The organism is Shewanella zhangzhouensis (assembly GCF_019457615.1).
Taxonomy (GTDB): domain Bacteria; phylum Pseudomonadota; class Gammaproteobacteria; order Enterobacterales; family Shewanellaceae; genus Shewanella; species Shewanella zhangzhouensis.
Genome location: NZ_CP080414.1, coordinates 1,723,603 through 1,744,223, shown reverse-complemented (window position 1 = coordinate 1,744,223; position 20,621 = coordinate 1,723,603). Strand labels below are relative to the sequence as shown.

At 54.7% G+C, this 20,621-nt stretch carries 12 protein-coding genes; 7 read left to right on the top strand and 5 right to left on the bottom strand.

Going from position 1 to position 20,621, the window contains the following annotated elements:
- The first annotated feature begins 41 nt into the window (after nucleotides 1-41).
- The 5 genes from K0H63_RS07520 (at nucleotide 42) to K0H63_RS07500 (ending at nucleotide 7,970) form a co-directional block, all read left to right on the top strand.
- On the top strand, nucleotides 42-1,400 hold the full coding sequence (locus K0H63_RS07520; protein WP_220067402.1) for a GH1 family beta-glucosidase: 1,359 nt from the start codon (nucleotides 42-44) through the stop codon (nucleotides 1,398-1,400).
- A 17-nt stretch (nucleotides 1,401-1,417) separates the two neighbouring features.
- Nucleotides 1,418-2,752 (top strand): glycoside-pentoside-hexuronide (GPH):cation symporter, encoded by a 1,335-nt coding sequence (locus tag K0H63_RS07515; protein ID WP_220067401.1) that lies wholly within the window; start codon nucleotides 1,418-1,420, stop codon nucleotides 2,750-2,752.
- A 26-nt stretch (nucleotides 2,753-2,778) separates the two neighbouring features.
- Nucleotides 2,779-3,777: a LacI family DNA-binding transcriptional regulator gene (locus tag K0H63_RS07510; RefSeq protein WP_220067400.1), complete on the top strand. Its 999-nt coding sequence runs from the start codon at nucleotides 2,779-2,781 to the stop codon at nucleotides 3,775-3,777.
- A gap of 281 nt (nucleotides 3,778-4,058) precedes the next feature.
- Entirely contained in the window at nucleotides 4,059-6,962 is a 2,904-nt protein-coding gene (locus K0H63_RS07505) for a TonB-dependent receptor (RefSeq protein WP_258405673.1), read from the top strand.
- A 189-nt stretch (nucleotides 6,963-7,151) separates the two neighbouring features.
- On the top strand, nucleotides 7,152-7,970 hold the full coding sequence (locus K0H63_RS07500; RefSeq protein WP_220067399.1) for a DUF2797 domain-containing protein: 819 nt from the start codon (nucleotides 7,152-7,154) through the stop codon (nucleotides 7,968-7,970).
- A 98-nt stretch (nucleotides 7,971-8,068) separates the two neighbouring features.
- Here K0H63_RS07500 and K0H63_RS07495 read toward each other — a convergent pair whose 3' ends face one another.
- From K0H63_RS07495 to K0H63_RS07485, 3 genes are all read right to left on the bottom strand, one after another.
- Nucleotides 8,069-11,095, bottom strand: a complete 3,027-nt coding sequence (locus tag K0H63_RS07495) for a TonB-dependent receptor (RefSeq protein ID WP_220067398.1) — start codon at nucleotides 11,093-11,095, stop codon at nucleotides 8,069-8,071.
- 89 nt (nucleotides 11,096-11,184) lie between these two features.
- Nucleotides 11,185-13,836, bottom strand: coding sequence for a family 16 glycosylhydrolase (locus tag K0H63_RS07490; RefSeq protein WP_434086752.1), 2,652 nt, complete (start codon nucleotides 13,834-13,836; stop codon nucleotides 11,185-11,187).
- A gap of 539 nt (nucleotides 13,837-14,375) precedes the next feature.
- Nucleotides 14,376-14,819, bottom strand: a complete 444-nt coding sequence (locus K0H63_RS07485; protein ID WP_220067396.1) for a DUF2541 family protein — start codon at nucleotides 14,817-14,819, stop codon at nucleotides 14,376-14,378.
- Nucleotides 14,820-15,069: 250 nt separating this feature from the next.
- Here K0H63_RS07485 and K0H63_RS07480 point away from each other — a divergent pair, with 250 nt between their 5' ends.
- Nucleotides 15,070-17,211 (top strand): TonB-dependent receptor, encoded by a 2,142-nt coding sequence (locus tag K0H63_RS07480; RefSeq protein WP_220067395.1) that lies wholly within the window; start codon nucleotides 15,070-15,072, stop codon nucleotides 17,209-17,211.
- 121 nt (nucleotides 17,212-17,332) lie between these two features.
- The gene (locus K0H63_RS07475; RefSeq protein ID WP_220067394.1) at nucleotides 17,333-17,893 is read left to right on the top strand and encodes a DUF1415 domain-containing protein; all 561 of its coding nucleotides are present in this window, start codon (nucleotides 17,333-17,335) and stop codon (nucleotides 17,891-17,893) included.
- A gap of 48 nt (nucleotides 17,894-17,941) precedes the next feature.
- Here K0H63_RS07475 and K0H63_RS07470 read toward each other — a convergent pair whose 3' ends face one another.
- Entirely contained in the window at nucleotides 17,942-19,867 is a 1,926-nt protein-coding gene (locus K0H63_RS07470; RefSeq protein WP_220067393.1) for a monovalent cation:proton antiporter-2 (CPA2) family protein, read from the bottom strand.
- A complete protein-coding gene (locus tag K0H63_RS07465; RefSeq protein WP_220067392.1) occupies nucleotides 19,864-20,457 on the bottom strand; it encodes an NAD(P)H-dependent oxidoreductase in 594 nt (197 codons plus the stop codon). The genes K0H63_RS07470 and K0H63_RS07465 overlap by 4 nt, the downstream gene beginning before the upstream one ends.
- Nucleotides 20,458-20,621 lie beyond the last annotated feature (164 nt).

The window sequence follows — 20,621 nt, the reverse complement described above, 5'->3', positions numbered from 1 at the left end:
GGGTCAAGGGCGCAAGGCTGAGATCTGGAAAAAGGATAACGATGACAACACTCTCGCATTTCACCCTGCCGGGTGATTCAGCAATGATGCAAAAAGATTTTTTATTTGGCGTTGCCACCGCCTCGTTTCAAATTGAAGGCGACGCCGAACATCGTCAGCGCTGTATCTGGGACACCTTTTGCGACACCCCGGGCAAAATCGCCGATGGCTCGGATGGCCAGGTTGCCTGCGATCATGTCAAGCTCTGGCGTGATGATGTGAACCTGATTGCCTCCCTTGGGGTGGATGCCTACCGCCTGTCCATCAGTTGGGGAAGGGTGTTACATCCGGATGGCAGTGTGAACCAGCACGGCATGGACTTTTACATTAATCTCCTCGATGAGCTCGGCCGCCTGGGCATTAAAGTGTTCGTTACCCTCTACCACTGGGACTTACCTCAACATCTTGAGGATAAAGGTGGCTGGCTGAATCGGGACACCGCCGTGGCCTTTGCCAAGTATGCTGCCATTGTGGCCAAAGCCCTTGGCAATAGGGTGTATGCCTATTCAACCCTGAATGAGCCATTTTGCAGCGCTTTTCTGGGCTATGAGGCAGGTATTCACGCCCCCGGCCACAAGAGCCGTCAGCAGGGCCGCACTGCCGCCCACAATCTGCTGCTGGCCCACGGTATGGCAATGGCTGAGCTTCGCCGGGAAGCACCACAGGCCAAAGCGGGCATAGTGCTTAATTTCAGCCCAGCCTACCCATATACCTCCAGTACCGAAGATGCCAACGCCGCCAGGCTGGCCCATGAATATCACAACACCTGGTATTTGATGCCACTGATTCAGGGCCGCTATCCGGACATCATCAACCAGCTGGAGCCCCATGAGCGCCCGGTTGTGGCGCCCGGTGACATGGATATCATCAGTACACCAATCGACTACCTGGGTATCAACTACTATACCCGTAACGTCTACCGCGCAGGCGGCCCGCTCGGCTTTGAAGAAGTGCGCCTCGATAATGTGCCCCGTACTGCCATGGATTGGGAGATTTGTCCCCAGGCCTTTACCGACTTGCTGACAGGTCTGGCGCAGGAATTTAACCTGCCGCCCATTTACATCACCGAAAATGGCGCCGCCGAAGACGATGCGCCCCTTAACGGCACAGTGCACGACCCCATGCGACTGGACTATTTGCAGTCTCATCTGCTTGCCGTTCATCAGGCTATCGAACGGGGGGTGGATATCAAAGGCTACTTCGCCTGGAGCCTGATGGATAACTTTGAGTGGGCGGAAGGCTACCGCAAGCGCTTTGGCCTGGTTTATGTAGACTATGGGACCCAGCAGCGCATACTCAAATCCAGCGCCAAAGCCTATCAGGGAATGCTTGCCATACGCCAAGAGGCCAGCCAACAATAATAATAACGGAGGTCGCCATGCTGAGCGTCAGAGAAAAAATTGCTTATGGGCTGGGAGATACTGCCAGCAACATCGTTTTTCAAACCGTCATGCTGTTCCTGACGTTCTTCTACACCGATATCTTTGGTATATCGGCGGCCTATGTGGGCACCATGTTTTTGGCCGTACGCATCATGGATGCGGTCACGGATCCCCTGATGGGCTATCTGGCTGACCGCACCAACACCCGCTGGGGCCGCTACCGCCCGTACTTGCTGTGGTTTGCCTTTCCTTTTGCCGCCATCAGTGTGCTCGCCTTTACCACCCCGGATTTGAGTGAAAGTGGCAAGGAGTGGTATGCCTTTGCGACTTATGCACTCTTGATGCTGGCCTACACGGCTATCAATATTCCTTACTGTGCCCTTGGCGCTGCCTTGACCACCAACCCCGCCGAAAGGGTGTCGGTTCAATCTTATCGCTTCGTATTTGCCATGCTCGGCGGCGTGATGGTCAGTGCCCTTACCCTGCCCCTGGTGGATTTTTTTGGTCAGGGCGATAAAGCCAAAGGTTATCAGCTCACCATACTGGCGATGAGTATTGTCGGTGCTGTGATGTTTTTACTGTGCTTTATCGGTACCAAAGAGCGCGATTTCAGCACAGATGACAGCAGCGGCAACTTCAAGGCGGCCGCTGCCGCCCTGTGGGCCAATGACCAATGGCGGGTATTGTCGGCGGCAGCCATCTTTTTGCTGACCGGATTGGTGCTTAAATCCACCCTTGCCATCTACTACGTCAAATACTTCCTCGGGCGTGAAGACATGATAAGTGTGTTTGTCACCAGCGGTGTGGTTGGCAATATCTTTGGGGTAGCACTCGCCAAGAAACTCGCCGATAAAATGTGCAAGGTGAAAGCCTATATCCGGCTGCAACTGATTGCCGCCGCGCTCTGTATGGCAGCCTGGTTTGTACCGGCCGACCAGTACGTGCTGGCGCTGGTGTTTTACATCGCCTGGAACTTTACCATTAACATGGGCACCCCACTCCTGTGGGCGAAAATGGCCGATACCGTGGACTACGGCCAGTTTAAAACCGGCGTTCGCACCACAGGATTGGTCTACTCGTCGGTGATTTTCTTTATCAAGCTTGGGCTTGCCATTGGTGGCGCCCTGGGCGGCTGGTTGCTTGCCGCTTACGGCTATCGCCCCGATGTCGTGCAAACCGAAGAAACCCGGGCGGGCATTTTATTGTGCTTTACCCTCTACCCTGCTCTGGCATCAATCGCAGTTGCCTTTGTGATGCGACACTATAAACTGAACAGCCAACGCGTTGCCGAGATCAGTGTATCTTTGCAACAAAAGCATTCAGGCACATAGATGTAGTACAAGGAAAGCCCGCGCATATGGCCACTATTTATGATGTTTCCTTTCTGGCAGGCGTGTCACTGGCGACCGTTTCCAGGGTGGTGAACAACACCGGCAAGGTCAGTGACAAGACCCGTCAAAAGGTCCACGATGCCATGGCAAAGCTGGACTATCGCCCCAATACCATCGCCCAATCACTGGCCTCCAACCGCTCAAACAGCGTGGGAGTACTGGTGTCGCAGCTGGATGGTCCCTTCTACGGCCCCATGATGCGGGAGGTGGAATCGGCGCTGCGGGCTGCCAATAAGCACGTTATCATCGCAGCCGGTCACAGCGATGCGGCGCAGGAAAAAGACGGTGTGGAGTTTCTGCTCTCCCGGGGCTGTGACGCCCTGATTGTGGATGCCGAAATCCTCTCCAACGGCTATTTGGTTGAGCTGTGTCAGGGGAAAACCCCGGTGGTACTGATAAACCGGCATGTGGATGGCATCGATGAGCGCTGCGTGCACCTGAATAACCTTCAGGGTGGTCTGCTCGCCAGCCGCCATGTACTGGAAAAGGGCCACAAACAGATAGCCTATATCTCAGGGCCGCTGTTTAAGCTCGATGCCAGAGAACGTCTCGAAGGTCATCGCCAGGCATTGGCCGAGCAAGGCATTGCCTTTGATGAAAACCTCTTTTATGAAGGGGACTTTCGTGAAGAAGGTGGCTATGAGGCCATGGCTGAGTTGCTCTCCCGGGGACGGGACTTTACCGCTGTGGTGTGCGCAAACGATCAGATGGCATCGGGCGCCATCGCCCAGTGTTTGGAGCGGGGTCTGCGGGTGCCGGAAGATATCTCCTTTGTGGGATTCGATAATATCCCCTTCCCCCGTTATATCTCGCCCAAACTGACCACCGTGTGTAACCCCATTCAGGACATGGGACGCATGGCGGCCCATTGGGTACTGCGCGAGGTGTATGACCAAACCGACGTGACTTTTTGCCACCGCTTTGAGCCTGAGTTGGTGGTTCGCGATTCTGTTATCACACGTTAAGCATTTTTATCATAAAAAGGGTGAGCCAGCGTGCTCACCCTTTTTTCTGGCCGAATAAAATTCCTTTAAAAACAAAAGCAAAACACCAACTCCTGCATTCAAACAAAACATTTATTCAACATCCACCATCAGAGTGGTTGACATAAAACCTTACTCAACCTAACTTATGTAAGCGCTTACATTTGTGCTGACAAGGGAGAGTTGTATGCCAGCAAGTAAGCTTTACAACAATAATGTCCCGAACCCCTGATGCGGTTCCGGGTATAAAGGAGAGGAACTTGATGCGACCCTTACAATTCAAAAAATCCATGTTGGCTACCCAGGTTTCACTGATGATGGGCCTGTTGACTGCCGTGCCTGTTATGGCCGAAGAAGCCCCCATTGCCGAAGGCAATATCGAAGTCATTCAGGTGAAAGGTATCCGCGGCTCACAGGCCAAGTCGATGGAACTGAAACGTCAGTCTGCCGGTGTGGTAGACGCCATTTCTGCCGAAGATATCGGTAAATTCCCCGACACCAACCTCGCCGAATCACTGCAGCGTATTACCGGTGTGTCTATCGACCGTATTAACGGCGAAGGTAGTAAGGTGACTGTGCGCGGCCTTGGCCCGGATTTTAACCTGGTGCTGCTGAACAATCGCACCATGCCCACCGCCCAGGTGGCCGGTGAGTCCACCCGCTCTTTCGAATTCGCCAACCTGTCATCCGATGCAGTCAGTGGTGTCGAAGTTTACAAGACCAGCAAGTCGGACATCAGCTCAGGTGGTATGGGTTCTACCATCAATATCCGCACTGCCCGCCCCTTCGATACCCGTGGTTTGGTGGCCAGTTTCGGCGTTAAGGGTCATCACGACACCAATGTGGAAGATGGCAGCTCCATCACCCCCGAAATCTCCGGTATTTTCAGCAACACCTTCCTGGACGACACCCTGGGCTTCGGGCTGAATGCCTCTTATCAGGAACGTGACAGCAACCTCAAGAAAGCCACCATCGATGGCTGGCGCCAGAACATTCACGGCGAACTGAACCCCAATGCGGTTGTGGTAAACGAGAACAAAAACCCCTACGGCAACACCTTCTATGCCCGTAACATCGGCTATGCCAGTCAGGATACCGAGCGTGAGCGTACCAACGCCCAGCTGGTGTTCCAGTATGCGCCATCCGATACCATTGAAATGACCCTGGATTACACCTATTCCAAGCTGTCTGATGTATCAAATACAGATACCTGGGGTCTATGGTTCTCGGGTCCGGGCAACGCCACCTACGCCCATATCAATGAAAACGGCACTTTTGACTATGTGACCGAAGTGGGTGGTGATTACTCGGGCACCATGAATCAGAACGCCTCTGACAATATCAACAAGTCGCTGGGTTTCAATATCGAATGGCAGGCCACGGATAACCTGCTGCTGAGCTTCGATGCCCACGACTCCAACGCCACCGCCGAAGGGAAGTTGGGCAATTACGCCGACAATATCTTCTTTATCCTTGGTGCATTGAACGTGGCCGATAAAACCTACGATGCCACAGGTACCGAAATCCCATTACTTGGCGCCAACTATGGCACCCTGAACCCCAACGGCGAACCACATCTGCTGCCCGAGCATTACGCCTCTCTGTTTGCCGGTGTGCGCGCAGGCCGTAACGAGACCGATGTAAACCAGTATCAATTTGACGGTCGCTGGCTGAACGAAAACAGTGACGCCCTGTCCTCCATCGACTTTGGTGTGTCTTTCACCTCCATGGAAACCCACGCCCAGGGCTCTTACACAGGCCCTATCAGCGCCGGTTGGTATGGCAATATGGGGCTGTGGAAGGATGATGTGAGCTACGTTGGCCTGGGCAGTGACTTCCTGTCCGATTTCAGCGGCGGCGGCAGCGATCTGCTGATCCCTTACTACTATACCTACAATCAGCAAGCGGCCATGGACAAAGCCCAGGCCCTGTACGATGTGGAATACGTGTCCGCGCCATGGCAGGACGACCACCGGATCAAAGAAGACACCACAGCAGCCTATATACAGGTAAATATCGACAGCGAGTTCAATAACATGCCATTGAACATCGTTGCCGGCCTGCGCTATGAGCAAACCGATGTCATTGCCAGCTCCATGCAGCAGGAGGCCGAAAAACTGGTGTGGCTCAACCCCACCGAGTGGCAAACCGTCTTTGCCGACGATTTCACGTTCAGTGACGAAAGCCACGACTACAAAGAGTTCCTGCCGAATCTGGATATCAATCTGGAGCTGATGGAAAACGTGATGGCGCGTTTCTCCTACAGTCGCACCATGGCCCGTCCAAATCTGGGCGCTATGCGCGCTACCACCTCGCTGACGCCTATCCCCAAAGTGGGTTCGCGCACCGGCTTTGCGGGTAACCCCGGACTCAAGCCATACAGCTCCAACAACATCGATCTGTCGCTGGAGTACTACTACGACGACGCCAGCTATGTGTCTGTTGGTTACTTCAATAAAGAAGTCGATAACTTCCTCGCCGACGTCATCGAAGAAGTGAAGTACGACTGGCTGCGTGACCCATACCTGGGCGCTGCCGCCGAGCAGGCCCGTGCTGAGCTGATTGCCAATAACGAAACCCCAAGTGATGAAGCCGTGTTCCAGTGGCTGCTCGACAATGGTTACGGTAACGCTGACAACCGTGTTGAACAGGACGGCAGCGATCCGGTCGCCAGCTGGAACATCAAAAAGCCCAACAACGTGAACCAGATGAACATCAACGGCGTTGAGCTGGCCTGGCAACATTGGCTGTGGGATTCAGGCTTCGGCTTTGCCGTTAACTACACCCTGGTGAATGGTGACATTGATTACGACGTTGAGCGTGTGGATGAGCAGTTTGCCCTGCCCGGCATGTCAGACACCGCCAACTTCTCCGTGTTCTATGAGAAAGATGGCCTGCAGGGTCGTCTGGCCTACAACTGGCGTGACACCTTCCTGTCAGGCATGGGTCAGGCAGAAGCCGGTGGTCCTGCACCGCAGTTTACCGAAGCCTTTGGTCAGCTGGACATCAGCGTGAGCTATCAGCTCACCGATAACCTGTCCATCTTCGCAGAAGGCATCAACATTCTGGAACAGGAAAAACGCGTTTACGGCCGTTATGAGGAGCAGATGCTGCTGGCTCAGCAAAACTCCGCCCGTTACTCCATAGGCGCACGTTACAACTTCTGACACCTTTGCTTGTGTACTTAAGTGGGAAAGCCCGGGGCCAACACCGCCAGGTAGCGGCCCAAGGGTGAGGTCTTTGCCGCGGCATCTGCCGCGGCTTTTTTTATCTTCCAGGCCAAGACTGGTACACTCTGGGCAAATTCAAAAAGAGCCAGCGCCACCGCAGACGGCTCCAACGCAATTGAGAGTGTTATGCAAGGAACATTAAGAAAAATGCGCACCGGGCTCGATGAGCAGGGTCAGGCCAGTTATCGCCTGCCCATTGGTGAGCACGAAATCGCACTGAATCCGCTGATTGGAAAGCCAGTGAAGCTCATCTTCTCGGGCAATATCTATTGCTGTAATTGCGGCAAGAAGACCAAGAAAAGCTACTCCGAAGGCCACTGCTATGTGTGCATGCAAAAACTCGCCAGCTGCGACATGTGCATCCTGAAACCCGAAACCTGCCATTACGACCAGGGTACCTGCCGCGAGCCTGAGTGGGGCGACAGCCACTGCTTTGTGCCCCACTTTGTGTACCTGTCGAACACATCCGGGCTTAAGGTGGGCATTACCCGTCACACCCAGATCCCTACCCGCTGGATAGATCAGGGCGCAACACAGGGTCTGCCTATTCTCAAAGTGGCTTCCCGTAAAATATCGGGGCTGATTGAAGTGGAAATCGCCAAGCTCGTGGCCGATAAAACCCACTGGCAGGCCATGCTCAAGGGTAACAATGCCAATATGGATTTGGCCGCCGAAGCCGCGCGTTTACTCAGTGAAGTGGCGCCTGTGATTGCAGAGGTTCGCAATCAATATGGCGAGGATGCGGTGCAGGAACTGGTGAGCCAACCACAGCCCATTGCGTTCCCGGTGTCAGCGTTTCCCACCAAGGTGAAGTCATTCAACCTGGACAAGGAACCGCTTATCGATGCGGTGCTGACCGGCATCAAGGGCCAGTACCTGATTTTTGATACCGGTGTAATCAATATTCGCAAATACACGGGCTACGAAATCAGTTTTGAATGCTGAGTGATGAGTGCGGAGCCTGACTCACATTCCACCAGCCACATAAAAACGCCGGGCAATGCCCGGCGTTTTTCATCTATGCCTGTTTTACAGGAATAAGCTTAGAAGCGCACCCGGGCGCCGAGGGAGTAACGGCTGCCGTACTGCCGGGCAAACAGGAACTGCTCCTCGAATCGGCCATACCCTTCTTCGGTTTCGTTATTGAGGTTAATGCCCTCAAAAAACACCGTCAGATGCTCGTTCACATCGTAGTTGATGCTGGCATCGAGCTGGCCGAAGGTCTTGGCAAACTGTGGGGGTGCATCGGCAGAGCCCTGGGACTGACCCACACCAATCAGGTAGCTGTCTCGCCAGGCGTAAGTCAACTTCACCGACAAGCCATCTTTCTCATAAAAGGCCTGGAAGTTAGCCGAATCACCGATACCACTGAGCGGATTTTGCGGTGCCAGGCTATAGGGATCGTAGGTCACATCCCCTTCGACGAAGGTACCGTTAACACCCACACCAAAGCCGGTTTCGCCAAACACATGCTGCAGCGCCAGCTCTATCCCCTGGACTGTCTTGCTGTCACTGTTAAAGGGACTGGTGATATCCCATACAATCAGCGGGTCGCTGGCAAGGGGCACTATCTGGCCATCGGCATTGCCATGTCCATTGGCAATCATCTGGGCAAAGATGCTGTTTTCGCTGACCGGCGTACCTGCCGCTTCAAGCTGGCTGATAGCCTCCTGATAACGGGGGCTGTTATAGACGTCGTGTAACCCTTCGATGGTCAGCTGAGTGGTTTTTTGAGACACATAGTTATCGGCGTACTTTTTAAACAAGCCAACCGAGGCGTAGCTCGCATCGCCATAGTAGTACTCAAATGACAAATCCAGATTGACCGATTCCAGCGGCAACAGCCCGGGGTTACCAAGGCTGCCACGGCGGGCACCAATCTTGGGGCTGCCGCTCAGGTTTCTGCCGGCCACCATATCACCAAGCAAAGGCCTTGCGATGGTTTTACCGGCGGAGAAGCGCACGACGACATCTTCCAGCGGCTCGGCGCTGATATCCAGCATCGGCAGCCAGACATCGTAATCACCGCCCTGGGTGAAGTAGTTATCATCGCCACCGGGAGCATACTGCATGATCCACTCGGTGGGACTTGCCCACACCACCTGACTCTCCACCCGCTGTTTCACGGTGCTCGATGCATCGGTTTGCTCGTATCTGAGCCCCAGATTCACATTCACCGGCACATTGCCAATGTCAAAACCCCATTGGGTGGTGAGATAAAGCGCCAGAGTCTTTTCTTCCACCAGGGTGGCGCTGTCGATGCCATCAAAGTAAGGATCGATGGAGTAATAGTTGTCACCGGCTATCTCGGGGGTGATAAAGGCCAGCTGGCGGGCGACGGCCTCATCGAAATTGTAGGCGTAGTAGTAATCGGGCATGAGTGCACTGCCGCCACCGCCAAGGGCATCAAGCAAGCCGGAGGCATCCTGCAACACAAACATGGCATCGGGGAAAATTTCCGCATAGGACGGATTAAATCCGGGGCCGCCACGCAGGCCGCTCCAGGCACTGGTGCCCGACATGGTCTGCTTGGTGTAAGCCGCGCCAAAGTCCACCTTCACCAGATGCTCGCTGAACTCGGGGTACCAGTTGGTGTTGAATTGCACCTGCTCAATCTCACTCTCACCCGGTGAGTGGATGAACTGACTGAAGTTGGAGTCAATATCGCCGGCATCCAGCACATGGGTGCCATTGTTCCAGTTGATCAGAAAATGGGGCACCTCACCGGTACGATAGTCGTAGACCTTGGAAATCAGTTTATCCGAACCCAGGATCACCTGCCCGTCACTGCCCAGGCCTTTATCGGCACCATTGTCGATTTCGTTGGAGGAGTTGTGATAGTCCAGGGTAAAGCGCCAGGCTTCGTTGGGGCTCCAATCGATATTCAGGCCAACGGACTCGGCATTCACCTCTGTGGTATTGCGATTGGCGGTAAAGGAGCCATCACCACCACGGATGTCGGAATATAGCGCTGTGCCGTTGGCATCGAGTTCATAGCCAATCACCGGAGAACCATCTGTAGAGGAGTTCCAGATCCCCCAACCAAAACCGTTGGATGCGGTCAGCGCCCGGGTTGCCACATAGTCGGCAGTCAGTATCAAATTATCCGCTGCCACAAACTGCAGGGTGACCATGCCGTTGGTGCGTTCACGTTCCACATCATTGATACTGAAGTTCATATCACGGGGGAAGAAAAACGGGGCCACCGCATTGCCTTCGGCATCGCGAAAGCGGGCAATCGGATTGCCATCGGCATCGGTTTCGCGCCCGTCTATGCCTTTATCGCCAGCCAGTGTTGGCAAGCGGCCATTGTCAGTCTGGGCAATCCAGCCCTGACTGTTGGCAGTTTGCTGCTGGAAGTCCCGCTCCTGATGAGAAATAGATACCAGTACGCCAAAACGGTCATCAAACAGAGTGTTGCTGTAAATGGCCGCCAGCGCTGGTGTTACATCATCACCGTGCACATTGGACTCATCGTAAATACCCTTGCCAGAGAAGGTAAATGCCTGGCCGGGGTTATCCAGCGGCTTGTGGGTAACTATATTAACCGTTCCGCCGAGTCCACCGGTGGGCACATCGGCCCTGGCGGTTTTAACCACCTCAAGGGTCTTCACCCCCTCAGAGGAGAGGTTCTCCAGATTATAGGAACGGGTATAACCCGTGCCCGGCATCTGCCTGCCATTGAGCGTGATAAGGTTGAACTCGGGACCAAAACCCCGCACCGTGATCTGGCTGCCTTCGCCGTTGGCACGGCTGACGGTTACCCCGGTGATCCGCTGTAAGGATTCAGCGAGGTTGGTATCGGGAAATTTACCGAGCTCCTCGGCTGAAATCGCATCCACAACACCGTTGGCGCCGCGCTTTAAGTCCATGGAGCGGTACAAACTGCCCCGGATCCCACGAATTTCGATCACTTCGATGGTTTCTTCCAATTCGTTCTGGGCCGCCACAACGCCATCGGCTGCGGGGGTCGCGTCATCAGCAGCCCATGCCAGCGGGATGGCGCCAACGCCGAGGATAGCTGCCAGCGTGGCAGACAACCGGTTACGCTTAAATGCCTTATCTAACATAATTGCCTCTTATTCTTTCGCTGCGGCCACACCGGACAAATCACAAGCTCCGGCGGGCCATTCCCATTCATGCCAAAGGGTTAGGTGTATCAGGGCGTGCCTATCAGTGCGTTATCCAAACGGAACACCGCCCCCTCACCGGTCCCCCACGCAGGGAACACCATCACCACATCAATGGCACTGGCATCCAGCCCCATATCGGCCAGGGTCTTAAGCGGGAAAGTGTAGGTCTGCCACTGGCCTACAACAGGTGCACTGCCTTCGACACTGTCGGTCAGGTTCAGCTCAGCAGCGGTACTGGCATCACCGGATTCAATCTTGAATTTCCACACCGAGCCTGGGTCATTCGGTGCCGAAACCAGCTTCATCTCAAACCGCACCACACCAGTCTCCACAGCAGCGGACGCATCGTAATAGACTCCGTCATCGGCGAAGAAGCCCACTACAGTCGGCTGCGCGCCAATCACATACTCAGCGACGGCACCATGGGCTGCATCATCGGCCTCAACTGTGGGGGTTGAGCCGCCGCAGCAATCCCAGATTGACCAGGCATCGGCCACAGTGTCGGCAAACAGACTCAGGGCATTCATGGCGCCGCCGGAGCCGGGTTGATGGATTTTAACGTTATCAATGCGATAGACAGCGCCTTCACCCTGTCCCCAGGCGGGGAATACCATCAACACATCGATGGCGCTTAAATCCAATCCCGCATCGGCCAGAGTCGACAGGCGGAAGCTGAAGGTTTGCCACTGTGCAGATGGCGCCATGCCTTCAACGCTGCTGGTTAACGGCAGCTCCACCGCAGAGGCCGCATTGTTGGATTCAACCTTGAACAGCCAGGGCGCATCGGCGGTATTGGGCGCGGTGACGACCTTAAGATCAAATTGCACTACGCCATTGTCATACAGGGATGAGGCATCGAAGGGATTGCCACCGCCACCCAGCTCGGTGCGATTGATATACCCCATTACGGTAGGGCTGGCACCAATGGTGAACTCGGACACTATGCCGTGCTCTGCATCATCGGATACCACCTGCGGGGTCGAGCCACCACAGCAGTCCCACATGGGCCAATCGGGGTTCTCGTTGTCGGTAAAGATGGTCAGTGACGGCAGGCTGGTGTCGGGACGGGCAATCTTAACTTCATCCAACAGATACTCGGCGCCGCTGCCGGTGCCCCACGCAGGGAACACCATCACCACATCAATGGCAGACAAATCCAGGCCCTTGGCTGCAAGTTCAGACAGCGGGAAACTGAAGGTTTGCCACTGGCCCACTGCCGGTGCCACACCTTCACTGCTTGCGGTAAGCGGCAGTTCAACGGCGGTCGCACCTTCGTTGCTTTCAACCTTCATCATCCAGGTCGAGTCGGCATTTGACGGGGCACTCACCACCTTCATGGCAAAGCTTAATACGCCGCTTGTCTCAATGGGCGCGGCATCAAAAGGACTGGGCACACCAGCCGGATCGGTAATGAAGGCCGCGCGGCTGATAAAGCCGTTGACTGTGGGGCTGTCACCTACCACAAAGCGATACACGGCGCCCTTGTCGGCATCCTCCACCAAGCCTGGAGTAGAACCACCGCAGCAATCCCATGCAGCCCAGTTGGGGTTGGGGGTGCTGTCAAAAATCAGCAGATCTTTTGGCGTGCCATCAGAAGGCGGTACAGGCACAGGTGCCTTGCCTTCCACCAACGCATCGTCTGGCTTGTCATAGCCCGGACGCACAGTCTCACAGCCCTTGCCGGTATCAGGGTTGGCAGAACACTCATAAACCCTGACAAAGTCAATTTGATATCTGTTGTTCTCGTTAAAGGCGGTATCGTCGATACCGGTTTCGTTTACCGAGGCTGGCCAGTTGCCACCCACGGCGAAGTTAACGATGAGATGGAATTTTTCATCAAATGGCGCATCGGTCCAGCTGAGCTGCAGGTCGCCGCTGGACTGATCGTAATATTCCGTAAACCAGCCTTTGTGAGCCAGACCAACCGCCTGCCCCTTGGAGTTGTACCTCAGTTCAGAGCGCCGCTGGGTGGCAAAAAGATAGTCGTCCACGTACCAGCGGATTTCCCCCTGCTGCCACTCAATGGCATAGGTATGAAAATCATCGGCTGGATTGACGCCATTGGGCAGCAGATAGGCTTTGCCGGATTGCTCGTTCTTGGGCCACTCACGACCGTAGTGAAGGGTGCCGTGGACATAGGCTTCAGGAGTGCCCTCAGCAGTGGCGGCTTTAAGATTCACCGCTTCCACAATATCGATTTCGCCGCTTCTGGGCCAGATGCCGTAAACATTGTCCGTAGGCAGCATCCAGAAGGCAGGCCAGCTGCCCTGCCCCGACGGCAATTTCGCCCGCATTTCAATGCGGCCAAAGGTGAAATCCGCCTTGCCTTTGGTTGTCAGTCGTGCAGAGGTATAAGGCTTATCAGCACCTTCGGGCGCCTTCAGTGCCACTATGTTCAACATGCCATCGGCAACGAAGGAGTTAGCCTCATCTGCGGTATAGCATTGAGACTCCTGATTGCCGCCTCCGGCACAATCCACTTCATGCGCCCATTTGGCCGCGTCTATGCTGCTGCCGTCAAACTCGTCGCTCCACACCAGCTCCCAACCGGTTGACGGACCTTCAAGGTTGACCGAGCCCAAATCGGTGCCGGTATTGGTGTCTCCCCCGCACCCCTGCAGCGCCGCCGCAAGCAGTCCAAAGGAAAGATACTTGCTCGTTCCAGAATTCTTCATCATCATTGCAGCCCAACCCACTGTTTTTATGGATAAATTTAGCCATGCCAGCGCTAACTACTGCCGATGTTTCCTTCTGAAACCAAATGTAAGCGCTTACATTTGTATAAAATAAGTAAAGATAATGTAAAGATCAACCGGATTTTTAATTGGCTTCAGAAGAAAAGCATCGACAAGGGCCGCCGGGAGGGAGTCAGGAAAAATAGCGAGGGCAGCGGCATGCAAGGAAATCCAGCACAGTACAGGCAGAAACGCTCTACTTGCTAGACAGCAAAAACGTCCTGAGCACCAGGGTAAAGAAACATGAAGAAATGTGAAAATATCAATAATTACAGTTTTTTATAACGAGACCGAACAGGGTGTTCTGAAAAGCTGTATGCACTGCAACCCAACCGGGGCGTGAGAATGGATAGGTGTACTTGTGCCCCAGACAATGCACTCAAACACACGTTGGATTAAAGCCTCAGCCCACCAGGTGATGGGCTGAGAGTCGCAAGGCGATATTACAAGCGTAAACGCAGCATCCACAATTGGGCTTTAGTTTATTCCGATTTATCTTTGTCGTCATCCTTGCCCATCACATCCACATGGGCTTTTTTCGTCAGTCCAAGCAGTGCCATTTCCTTGCTGCCCACAGAGTCGTATTTAAGGGAGATTTTTTTCAGCGTGGCGTCCCCCTTGGGCACACTGATCACCCGGCTGGACATGCCATCGGTGAGCACGCCGAGGTTATCCACCTCTTTATCGGAACCATCACTCATGTGCAGCACTATTTTATGCAAATTAACCGTTCCCTGAGTGCAAACCAGCCTGATATGGGTAACGTTTTTCTTGTCAAATTTCGGGGTGACCTCGTCTGTTTCCGACTTATAGTCCACCACCTTATCGGCAATTTTAAACCAGTCATCGGCCAGCACAGCATTGGCAAATAGCGCAGCAGAAATCGCCAGTGTAGCAGCCAGTATTGACGAAACTTTAAAGTTCATGACCTATTTCCTCCTGAAATAACCAATCAAGACAGCCTGATGATGACATAAGCCTAAGCGCCGGTGCCCCAGAGGTTGCCTACAAAAGCTTATATTCCCCTCCGGGGATTACCAGTCTGCAAAAGTTTACTTTACCGGCGCCATTCTCGCCGCCATGGCGCAACAAAATTACAACATATGTAAATAATCTGAATTTGTTATTGATAGTAATTATCATTCCCAAAAAATAAAGTATCACCAAGGAATGAAAATGAAGCTATCCCCTATTGCCATTGCGCTCTCTCCCTTGATGGCCCTCACTGCTGCACCCGCCTTTGCCGAGGTGACAGAAGCCTTGTCCCCTGACACTATCGCCATTGAACGCATGATAGTGACCGGCAGCCGGGTGCCGGAGCGCCTCGATGAGGTGCCTTCCTCTGTCACCCTTATTGACAGCAAGACCCTGGCCACCGAAATGAGCATCAGCTCTGAACTGCAGAATATGCTGGCAACCCGGGTGCCGGGCATGTCGCCCGCCACCGGCACCTCCAGCAACGCAGGTCAAACCCTCCGCGGCCGTAAAGCTTTGATTTTGATTGACGGTGTGCCTCAATCCACTCCCCTGCGAAACGGCTCGCTGGACATTCGCTCCATCGACATGAACGCTATAGAGCGGGTGGAGGTCATCAAAGGTGCCACCTCCATTTATGGCAACGGCGCGGCCGGTGGCATTATCAATTACATCACCAAAAAGCCGGGGGCCGATGGCGCTATTGGCGGCACTTTGGGCGTTTCCACCCGTTTCAGTGCCGTGAAATTTGAAGACAGTGTTGGCAGCCGGGTTGAAGGTGCACTCAATGGCAGCGTGGGAGAGCTGGGCTACCTCATCAGCGCCAGCCGTGATGATTATGGACTGCAGCGGGATGCCGAAGGCGATGTCCCTGGCCTGGTATACGGACTGTCAGAGACCACCACGGACAACCTCTTTACCAAATTCCATTTCAATTTCGACGATGAAAAATCGCTGCAATTGACTTACAACTACTTCAGCTCCGCCCAGGATGCCCGCATGGTGGATGTCACCGGCAGCGTCAACACCGGTGAGAAAACCTACGCCATCGAAGCAGGACCCGACACCCTTATCCTCGGGGAGCCACAGGGTGTCGATGGAAACCACAACCTGATGGTGAAGTACGAAGACCTGGCGCTGTTCGACAATACCCGATTTGCCATCGATGCCTACGGTCAGAAAATCGAAAACGTGTTCTTTTACAGCCTGACCCTCGCCAATCCCGAGCAGGGCTTTGATGGCGGTCAGTCCATCATTCGCTCTGAAAAACGTGGTCTTCGGGCCAACTTTAACTCGGATTTCACCCTGGGCGATACCGAGCTGGATTTAATCTATGGCATTGATTACCTGCAGGATATTTCAAGCCAACCCTTGGTGGATGGTCGTATGTGGGTGCCTGAAATGGACATGCAGAATCTCGCCTTCTACCTGCAGGCCAAATGGCTGTTTGCCGAAGACTGGGTTCTCAAGGCCGGTGTGCGCCGGGATCAGATGGCCATCGAAGTGGACGACTACCAGACCCTGCGCCTTTGCCGCACAGCAACACAATGCTCTACACCCGTTGCGGTAAAAGGCGGTGAACTTGAGTTTGATGCCAACACTTACAATATCGGCCTGAGGTATAAGGGTTCATCCGTATTCAGTCCTTTTATCAGTTTTTCACAGGGCGCGGATGTATCGGATCTGGGCTTGCTGCTGCGTACCGCCACGGTGGACGACCTGGCAAAAATTCAGTCACAGGCGGCACTCATTGATAATTACGAAGCCGGTTTCGACGGCCATTGGGAGGCCTTCAGCTACTCTGCCGCGGTTTTCCTGAGTAAGTCAGAGCTCGGTACCCGTACCGTACTGAACCCCGCCAGCGGTATTTATGAACCTGTGCGTGCGCCTCAGGAAATCAAAGGGGTAGAGCTTGCGGCCAGCTATGACGTGAATGATGAGCTTACCCTCGGCGCGAATTACAGCTGGATGGAAGGCAAGGATACCGATCAGGATATTTATCTGGATGGCCAGGCCATCACCCCGCCCAAGTTTGCCGCCTATCTTGACTGGGCCACCACAGACAACAGCAGTGTGTCACTGACCTGGCTGCATGTGGGCGACCGCAAACGCTTCGAGCCGGTCAATGGTCAGTACACCGGCAGCCAGGGCCCCGTAGACAGCTATTCGCTGCTGAATCTGGCCGGTAATTATCGTATAGACCAGCTGCTCTTTACCCTCGGGGTAGAGAACCTGCTGAACGAAGACTACTACTCGGCGCGTTCTCAGGCCTTTACCTTCCCCGGTTATAACACCAAGGGGCTGGGTACCACGGTTAATCTTGGCATGAAGTGGACCTTCTGATCCTGGTCGGAGCCAAATGAAAAAAGCAGCCTCCGGGCTGCTTTTTTATTGCGTGTTGGCAACAGGGTTTCTACCATGTGCGACCAACGAGCAAAAGCGAGCCACCAAGAGGCCACCCGATATGTCCGAACAGCAGGAAATTCAGGCCATCACCGATGAGACCCGCGCCTGGGTCACCAAGGTGATCATGAAATACAATATTTGCCCTTTCGCCCGCCGCGAAGTGGAGCGAAACAGTATCCGCTATCAGGTGTGCAACGAAACCCGCATGGAATTGGTGCTGCAAGCCTTGCTGGATGAGTGTCAGTTTCTCGATACACACCCCGAGGTGGAAACCAGCCTCTTTATCCTGCCAAGGGGCTTTGAGGGCTTTTACCTCTATCTTGACCTACTCGGTATCGCCGAAGACTTACTGGTTGAAGAAGGCTATGAGGGCACTTATCAGCTGGCAAGCTTTCATCCTGACTATTGTTTTGACGGCGAGCCTCAGGATGATCCGGCCAATTTCACCAACCGCGCGCCCTATCCCACGCTGCATATCATCCGCGAAGAAGGCATGGCGGCGGCGCTGGCGAGCTACAACGAACCCGAAAGCATCCCCGAGCGCAATATCGCTTTTGCCCGTCGCAAGGGCAGCGAGTTCTTCGCGCGCCTCCTGCAAGAATGCAAAAAGCCGGACTGAGTCCGGCATTTTTGTGTTAAGGCCTGCTCATCAAAAGCCCAACCCAGATCACTCCTTTACTGCTTGAGGGCGCATGCTCTCCTCCTGTGAGGCCAGCTCCTTGTCATAGCCCTTGGGCGGCGGTGTCCAGCCGCTCAAACTGCGGCTGTGGCCATCCATCCTATCCTTGCCCATGTCTTCCTTGAGCGCCGCCTCCAGCTTGATAAAGAGCTTCAAATAGCGCTCGCGTCGGTCGAGATTATCCCGCACCTCGAGCCAGGCCTCATAGAGCTCGCTTGCATGGGCTTTTTCCCGCTCCACCATAGCCGTTTTACGCTGCTCGGCAGCAAAGGGATGCATACCAAGACGTATCAGCGCCTCTCCCCCCATGTTAAGCGCCGAGTAGAAGCTTTCACTCACCACCCAGTCGGCCCCGGCTTCAGTCAGTGCATAGAAGTGCCCCCTGTCAAAGGCCCGGGCCAGAATCGCCACCTGCGGATAGTGTTGGCGCACGTGGCGCACAAGCGCTGTGGCCCCTTCCACATCATCGATGGCCACCACCAGCATCTTGGCCGATTCAATGCCCGCAGTGTGTAAAAGCTCGGGGTTACTCACATCCCCGAAAAAGCTCTTCATCTCGATTTCACGCAGTCGTTCCACCTGGGCGTATTCCCGGTCGAGTACCACGGTCTTCACCCCGTTGGCCCTGAGCAGGCGGTTAACTATCTGCCCAAAGCGGCCTATGCCGGCAATGATCACCGGCCCCTGCTCGTCTATGGTATCGGCTTCACGTTCATTGGTACTGCGGGTCACCCTCGGCAGGATAACCCGCTCATACAGGATAAAGAGCCCCGGGGTTAAAAACATACTGAGCGCCACCACCATAGAGAGAAGCCCGCCAAGCTCGCTGCCAAAGATACCCTGTTGCTGGCTGTAGCCGAGCAGCACAAAGCCAAACTCCCCGGCCTGTGCCAGCGACAGCGCAAACAGCCACTTGTCAGAACCGGACAAACGGAAAATTTTTGCCAGCAGCAGGAGCACCAGCGCCTTTATCACCATCACACCGAGTGCCAGCCCCAGCACCAGCGCAAACTGAGACAGCAACATCTCAAAGTCGATACCCGCGCCTACAGTGATAAAAAAGAGCCCCAACAATAAGCCCTTGAAGGGCTCGATGGTGGACTCGAGTTCATGTCTGAATTCACTGCTGGCCAGCACTACACCGGCCAAAAAGGTCCCCAGTGCGGGCGACAGGCCCACCAGACTCATGAGCGCGGCGATGCCAATCACCATCATCAGCGCCGCCGCAGTAAACACTTCCCGAAGACCCGAACGCGCCACATAGCCAAAGAGTGGCCTTGTTAAAAAGCGCCCACCAAACACCACGGCGGCAATGGCGCCAAGCACCACCAGCGCATTTGCCCAGCCGGGCAAACCGGCCACCAGCGACATATCCTCATGGCCGGCGTCGACCTGGGGGGCGCCAAGGGCCAACAGCGGCAATATCGCCAGAATCGGGATCACAGCAATATCCTGAAACAAGAGCACCGAGAAGCCACCGCGACCACCTTCGGTTTTGGCCAGGCCCTTCTCGTTGAAGGATTGCAGCACTATGGCGGTGGATGACATGGCAAAGATCATCCCGAGGGCCAGCGCTACCTGCCATGGCTGGTTCAATATCAGCGCCAGGCCCGCCACCGCGCCTGTGGTCAGCAGCACCTGCAAACCGCCCAGCCCCAGTAGTCGCTGGCGCATCTGCCACAGCTGTTTTGCATCGAGCTCCAACCCCACCAGAAACAGCATCAGCACCACGCCGAATTCGGCAAAGTGCTGAATACTTTGCGTTTCCTGGCCAACCAGTCCCAACAAAGGCCCAATGGCAACGCCGGCGACCAGGTAGCCAAGCACCGAGCCAAGTCCCAAACGCTTGGCAAGGGGCACCGCGAGCACAGCGGCAAGCAGGTAAACAAAGGCCTGCAGAAAAATCCCGGTCATGACAAGGTCTCCCTCTTTTTCGGTGCCCCTTCCCCACAGCCGGTATCCGGTATTTCACCTGCCACCAGTGCTTCCAGCACCGCTTGCCAGCGTTTGAGGTGGGGTTCGAGCCGTCCCTCCTCCACCGCCGAACGGGCACCGAAAAGCGCAAAAGGTGGCAGGTAGTCCATGCCAATAAGGGAGGCGGTTTGCTCGATGGGTGACAACAGTTGCCTCAGGCCAAAATGATTGTAACCCTCTGCGCAATATGAACTTTCGCTGCCACCCGCGCTCAGGGCGCAAAGCAGGGATTTCCCGTGCAGTGCAGTACCGCCCTGCCCATAGGCAAAACCATACTCAAGCACCAGATCCTGCCATTCCTTGAGGATGGCAGGCGTGGAATACCAATAAAGAGGAAAAAGCCAGATAATTCGTTGATGGGCACTGAGGCGCTGCTGCTCTGTGGCGATATCGATGTTAAAGGTGGGGTAATCGGCATAGAGATCCACGCAGGTCACTCCGGGCACCGACTGGGCAACCCGGTACATGGGCATGCACACTTCCGATTTATGTTGCGATGGATGGGCAAACAGCAGCAGAACAGATGACATAGGTTCACAGCTCCCTGATGAACTCTCACACCCTGGGGTTATTGAGGATTAGGCAAAGACGGGTCTGAAGGAGCCTGGCAAACCATTTTGTATTTATGACGAAGTAACACAGCCCCCAGAAAGAACATAAACGACACCCCGGCCAGACTCAAGGACTGACCGGG